Below are 6,638 nucleotides of genomic sequence, written 5' to 3' on the forward strand. Positions count from 1 at the left end.
AGTTTCTCCTGATAAGTCTTTTTGCCTTGCATGATCTAAAATAATAAATGCAAGAAATTTATACAAGCTATGTTATCAACACCTTGTTAGTTGCGCAACAGCCTCTTAGATGAAAAAGAACCAAAAACTAAGCGTAGCGACCTCATGAGCACCGCTAAAAAACAAAACACTTGTGAATAAATCAAGTCAGAAAAAAGCTTCAGCCCACAGGCAAAACACCCTGGCCCGCTTTTCTGACCGGCCTTTACCCGCTTTTGTTGGCGGTGGTGTTAGTGTTTAGCTTCTTATTAAGAATCGTTTTTTCTATTGTTGGTGTTATCATCAACAAAGGCAAAAAATAAAAAATATTTGCAACCTGAAACGTTTCTGGTTACATTTGTATATAAATGATTGTCAGTATACGTCATAAAGGATTAAGGCTTTACTTCGAAAAAGGGGATGCCTCCAAATTACATGCACAGCATATTGGTAAAATCAGGTTAATATTAACCCGTTTACATGCTGCAAAATCTGTTAATGATATGAATGTGCCGGGCTATGGCCTACATCAGCTTACCGGCGAACTAAAAGGATTTTGGGCCGTAAAGGTTGATAAAAATTATAGGATAATTTTTCAGTTTATGGCCGAAGATGTACATGAAGTTGATTATTTAGATTACCATTAAAAGCATAATATAATGATACACTTATTTGACCCTGCCCATCCGGGCGAATTGATACGCGAAACCATAGACGGAATAAAAGAAGAAACCGGCAACAAATTAACTGTTGAACAGGTTGCAAAAGGCTTGGGTACCACACGCAAAACGTTGTCGGCAATTATTAATGGCAAACAAGGCATCAGTTCTGAAATGGCCCTGCGTTTGGGCAAAGCTTTTAATACCTCGCCCGAGTTTTGGCTGCATGCCCAGGAAAACTACGACCTGGCACAGGCCCGCAAAAAAATTGATGTTAAGGGGGTCGAGGTTTTTTGGCATCCTAAAGTAGCCTGATATACAGTCAATCACCTGCCTTTGTGGGTGTTATCATCAACAAGTACCGCATCTTTTATATTTTCTAACTGCTTTGGGGTTGCTTCGCGGAGGGGTGTATGCCTGGGGATAACATCGTCCCGCTCATGGCCGCGGGAGGGCCTAGTTACTTTCTCTTGATAGAAAGTAACCGAAGATCAAGTCAGCCAAAAGGCTTCTTTGCCGCGCTGGGCCTTCGCCCTGCAAATCAGGTAAAACCTGGGCGGCAATATTTTTGCCCCACTTCGTTCGCTCATGGCGGTGCTTCAGCAAAAAGTTGCAATGCCCTGCAGCCGCACAGGCCACCATTGTTTTACCTGATTTCGCCCGAAGCTGCTTGGCTGACGGAGTTTTTACTATTACTAATGTGTGCGTAAACATTAACACCACCGAGAATAAAAGCGGGCAAAGGCCTGCCGAATGCTTCGACAAGCAGCATGACAAAACGAGGGGTGTCACCCTGAGCTGCGTCGAAGGGTGTGCGAAGGGGCCTTTGCCCACTATGGTTCGACGAGGCTCACCATGACAACACGCTTTCGTGTTGGTCCGGATTTATAATCCCGGACCGGGGTGTTCGGGGATTTGCAATCCCCTGAATGGCGTTTACGTTATGCGGATTGCAAATCCGCCGTCGGTTAAGTCCGGGGACCGTGCAGACTTACGAAGTTTTTAAAACTTCGTAAGTCTATTGCTCATCAAGTAGGATTTTGTCACCATTTTTGTAGCGAAAATGGCTAATTAAACACCATAAAGTGTACATTAACTGTACCTACAACTGCATAAAACCTACCATGTACCTACCATGTAAGGCTTGGTTTTATGCATTGCACTACCTATTATGTTTTTTTATCCCAATAAAACCTTGCGTTGGGTTGTTGGTGACACCACCAACAAAGGCGAGTAAGTTAAGCGTCGACGCTTAACTTGGCGGAGAATGTGGAAACATTGAGTTTTTATTAGTGTCTCGATAAATCGGGTTATGAACCTTTAACACTTCGTATCCCTTGACTAAATTCGTATTAAGTTTTAAGTCCTTTTTATATAAAATCCTTAAATCTACGTCGAGCCTATCTCCTTGTCCAAACCTTATTCCTTGATTAATTAAATCTTCAAAATCCTTATCGACAATTTTTGCTTTTATTGGAACCCCATTATAAATAAACTCCCAAATCCAAGCTCTCCCTTTTGCAGGATAAAAGTTGGTAGTCTTAACAAATACAGTTACATGGGTTCTGTCTTTAAAAGACTCTTCTTCTTTTAAGAAAGGGCTTGAATGACTAAGTGATTCAAAATCTTTTCGATTTACAGCAACAAATGGTGTTATATTGTTTACAGCTGAAATTTCAATTTCTTCAATTTCTTCATTTTTTTCTAAGGCTTTGAAACTTTGTGCGATTTCATTTACGGTATTTGGGTTTTCTTTATAAAATTTCAGAGTAAGGGTATCGATATGAAACACGTTATTACTACCGAAGTTAATTTCCGTTGTGCCGTTATTATTGATAGTTTCATTAATAGGTTTTTCATCTTTTAAGATTTTATGAATTTCAAGTAAATTTTGAAATATTTCAAAAATTGATTTAATATATTCAACACTTTCTTTTAAAGCTATACCTGCAAATAATCCTTGCAAAGGAATTAGCTCCAATAATATAGGAACTACATGACTTCCCTTAACAGATGCTTCTACTGTTATATTTAGCTCAAGCTGCGGGAATTCCTTTTTCTGAATGCTTTTAATAGCATTCAGAAAATGAAGTTGTGAATTATATAATGAATACGCTTCTATATAATCATTTCCTTTATATCGGTAGTTTATGCGCTCTTGGACTTGAGGTGTTAAAAGTGTCATATTGCTTAATTATAATTTTAGCCTATCTCAATTTTATCAATCTCGCCCATTAACCGTTCGGTTTCGCTTAGGGCTACTATCATGCGTTGGTAGTGGAATATATCATCAAAACTTAGTACGCGGCCCTTTCTGTCCTTTAGCCATTTTTGGGCGGGTTGGTAGCCGCCGATGTAAAACTGCCAGGTGGTATCGGGCACACCTTCAAAATATTGGGTTGGGTTAATATAAACTTTGCCGGCTTCATAGCGTATGGCGGTAACTACGTTATCCCCATCCTGCGGGTAGCTGGTTATATAATTATCTACCATGCTGCTTTCTAACAAATGCAGCTGCCTTATTTGCCCGCCTAACTTAACCAACTGCCAAAACGTAGCGGCATCTTTGGGGTACGGCACCCGCGGAAAATCAATCTTTAAAAACTCTTTATATTTTTCTCGGTAGGTGGGGCTATGCAATACGGCATATATATAATCCAATACATCAATAGGCGCAAAGGTATTTTCGGTTTGCTCCTTTTCGCTGGTAAAGGTTAAGCCTAAATTGGTGGCTATTTGTTGGATGATTTCTTTGTTAAGATTAGGAGTGCGTTCAGATTGTATGTCAATTGTTAATTGGTCCTTTCTTTCAGGGTATAAGTAAAGGGGGAAAATGGATGTCGAATCTCTTGCATTATCTAAAATATGAAAATCGGTAAGAGTTTTTGATACGAAAAAATAGCCTAAACTAGCTTGTCTGTTTATTTTTGAACTAATGAGACCAATATTTTTTTCATTCAAAAGATGTTTCATGACTTTTTCCCGAGCGCGCTCAATAAGTTTCACATCATAATAGATATATTTTAAATCAAAAGGTCTATAGTTGATCTTTTGTATTAAATTTCTATCGACCTCAATTTTATAAAAATCTTCGACTGATTGGGATAATTCCTTTTGCGATTCTTTTATTAAAATTGAATCTTTTGAAGTTATAATTCCAACGTTATTAAATGGAAACAAATCACTTATTAAACATCCTTTTTTATACTCATTTTCATTTTCTACATCCGTTTGTTTAAATAAATACTTCGGAGCTAAATTTGATAAAAGGTCAAAATTTATATTTTTTAAATCGCTATTTAGTAAAAATTGATATTTGCTTTCTCTCTTTCCAAATAGGTCATAATGAAAAACATTGCCCAATTCACTCTCTTTTTTCTTACCTGTTTTTACAAATAAATTGATACTTACGCCTTGCATAATATCAAATACATTTACATCGGCAGATCCACCTGGGCTAACTTCCTTTTTTTTGCTATTGCCATGTAGGTCAATGGTGTAAATTTTATCGTAAGTTTTTAAAAGGTTCCAACGCATCCCCCTAAAGGTTGGGTTATCTAAAAATCCATGCGGGTTAATAAATGCTAAAACGCCCTCCCCGTTTCTTTCAATAAAGTGCTGTCCGTACCTTAAAAATTTAACATAGTCGTCATTTATCCATTTGGGGTTACGCTCCTTTAATTTTTCTTTGCCGCCTGGTTCCTTTTTATAATCTTCCATCAGGTTCATTATCCATTCACCTTTGTTTGCACTCTCGCCACTATACGGCGGGTTACCCATCACTACCATAACAGGGGTATCGCGCTTAATATGGTTAGCCTCGTTGGCTTCGCTACTTAACCAGTTGGCAAAAAGGGTGCTGGTATCGGGGTGGTGTTCTTCTAAACTATTGGTCAAATAAATTTTAAAACGCTGGTCGCGGGTGGGTTTGTAGCCGGTTTCGGTTAGCAGCATATCCAGTTTTAAATGTGCCATAGCATAACTGGCCATCAGCAACTCAAACCCGTTTAGGCGGGGTATCAAATGGTTCTCTACATAGCTGCTCCATATACCCTGCTGCCCTTTGTATTTATTGTACACTTGTTTTACCACTTCGGCCAAAAAAGTACCTGTGCCTGTGGCGGGGTCCAGTATCTGTACTTTATGTACTTCTATTTCGGTTTCTACTTCTTTTACCACAGAACGCCTATCCGTAGTGGCTTGCGTAAACGCCTTTTGCTTTATTTTTATTTTGCTGTTATCGGCAAGGCCATTAGGCAGGTTAAACTCGGTTTTTAAAATATCATCAACCGCGCGTACAATAAAATTAACCACCGGCTCGGGCGTGTACCAAACGCCGCGGGCCTTGCGCAGGGCAGGGTCGTATTCGCTCAAAAAAGTTTCGTAAAAATGGATAATTGGGTCGTGGGTTTGCGTGGCTTTGCCAAAGTTTTGCAGTAAGGCTGCCACATCCGTAGCCCTAAAAATATCTGCCAGGGCATCCACTATCCAAACTATACGGCTATCTAAATCAACCCCGGCAATGTATTGAAACAGCTTGCGTAAAAACGGGTTGGTTTTGGGTATCAGTTCCGCCGCTTCCTGCCTGGAGAAAGTGGGCAGGGTAGGGTCGTGCAGTCGCGCGGCAAACATACCGTAGGCAATGGTTTGGGCATATATATCGGCAAATTCGCGTGGCTTAATATCATGTATCAGTATATCCTTAAAGGCGTGCATTTGGTCGTTAAGGGTACTGTTTTCGGCATTCTCTACGTCGCTGTTTAACGCCGCTTCTATAGTTTGCGAAAGTAGTTTGGCTTTATCGGCCATCATTACCGCCAGCTTTTGCGATGACTTGATGGTTTGCCCAACGTACGTACAAAAGCTGCGGATAAATGCGTTAAATGCCTCAAAATTTTCAGGCACGGGTTTTATTTCGCCGTTAACTATTTCGGCAATTTTAATTTGGGTTTTAAACTCGCCATCTATATACAGCCAAAAATCCAGGTAATCGGTAATAATTAAATTAGGCAGCGATTTGCGGTAACGGTCAAACTGTTCTTTATAATCTTTACTGCCTATATCTTTTCCGATGTCCTTTGCCTCCACATATCCTACCGGAATTTCTTTGCGGGTTATAATATAATCGGGCGCGCCGCATTTTATCCGCGCGGGCTCGTTGGTAACGGTTACGCCTGTGGCGATGCTCTCTAATAAATTTTGTAAATAACCACGGTAAGTATGCTCGGTAGCTATACCCAGTTTATACCGGGATTGCAGGTTATCAATGTATTGGGCGATGGTCATTTAAGGCTGTGATAAGGTAGCAAGTTAACAAAAAAAGTTTTGAATGCCGAAGGACTCCTATGGAAGGGGGGTTTAGTCGCCACGTATTAGCGAGTAACCCCTCCCTGCCACTTCACTGGCTGCCGCACCCCTCCCCAGGGAGGGAATAGATGGATTTTTAGACTTACGAAGTTTTAAAAACTTCGTAAGTCTTTTGTAAACGGCATAAGAATAATTTAAAAATAGTGGGCATGTGCGATTCCCTCCCACCGGGAGGGTGTAGGGAGGGGTTTAGTCGCCACGTATTAGCGGACAACCCCTCCCTGCCACAACACTGGCAGCCGCACCCCTCCCCAGGGAGGGAATTATATTCCGGTTATTAGGGCTTTACCCTGCCTTACCCATTGGCTCAACCGCTTTTTTTGCCGGTGTATAAGCCAGTATAGCCGTAACAATAAGTACCATAATTAACCAAATGGCGTAGGGGGTTGCTTTAACCATCAATAAGGTAATTGCATTTGGCTTTGCGGTTATGCGCTCGGCAATCCAGCCTATTGCTGCCATGCCCGCCAATAAGGCCGCCGGTATGCGTATCCAGGTATAAATTGCGGAGGTGCTTATCAGTATGAGCCAGGGTACTATCATTAAAATAATAAGCAGTTGCATTAACTCGATACCCAGGTTAAAACCCAGCAC

Annotated in this window: 5 protein-coding genes; 2 read left to right on the top strand and 3 right to left on the bottom strand. The window is 40.7% G+C overall.

Features of this window, described 5'->3' with window-relative positions:
- Positions 1-386: 386 nt before the first annotated feature.
- Positions 387-665 (top strand): type II toxin-antitoxin system RelE/ParE family toxin, encoded by a 279-nt coding sequence (locus ABI367_RS08600; RefSeq protein WP_462227782.1) that lies wholly within the window; start codon positions 387-389, stop codon positions 663-665.
- 12 nt (positions 666-677) lie between these two features.
- A complete protein-coding gene (locus ABI367_RS08605) occupies positions 678-992 on the top strand; it encodes a HigA family addiction module antitoxin (RefSeq protein ID WP_462227783.1) in 315 nt (104 codons plus the stop codon).
- A gap of 937 nt (positions 993-1,929) precedes the next feature.
- Here ABI367_RS08605 and ABI367_RS08610 read toward each other — a convergent pair.
- The 3 genes from ABI367_RS08610 to ABI367_RS08620 form a co-directional block, all read right to left on the bottom strand.
- Entirely contained in the window at positions 1,930-2,862 is a 933-nt protein-coding gene (locus tag ABI367_RS08610) for a hypothetical protein (protein WP_462227784.1), read from the bottom strand.
- Positions 2,863-2,879: 17 nt separating this feature from the next.
- Positions 2,880-5,963, bottom strand: a complete 3,084-nt coding sequence (locus ABI367_RS08615) for a type ISP restriction/modification enzyme (RefSeq protein WP_462227785.1) — start codon at positions 5,961-5,963, stop codon at positions 2,880-2,882.
- A 366-nt stretch (positions 5,964-6,329) separates the two neighbouring features.
- Positions 6,330-6,638 (bottom strand): hypothetical protein (locus ABI367_RS08620; protein WP_462227786.1); only part of this gene is annotated, 309 nt, incomplete at its 5' end.

Source organism: Mucilaginibacter sp. (assembly GCF_039935595.1).
Lineage (GTDB): Bacteria > Bacteroidota > Bacteroidia > Sphingobacteriales > Sphingobacteriaceae > Mucilaginibacter.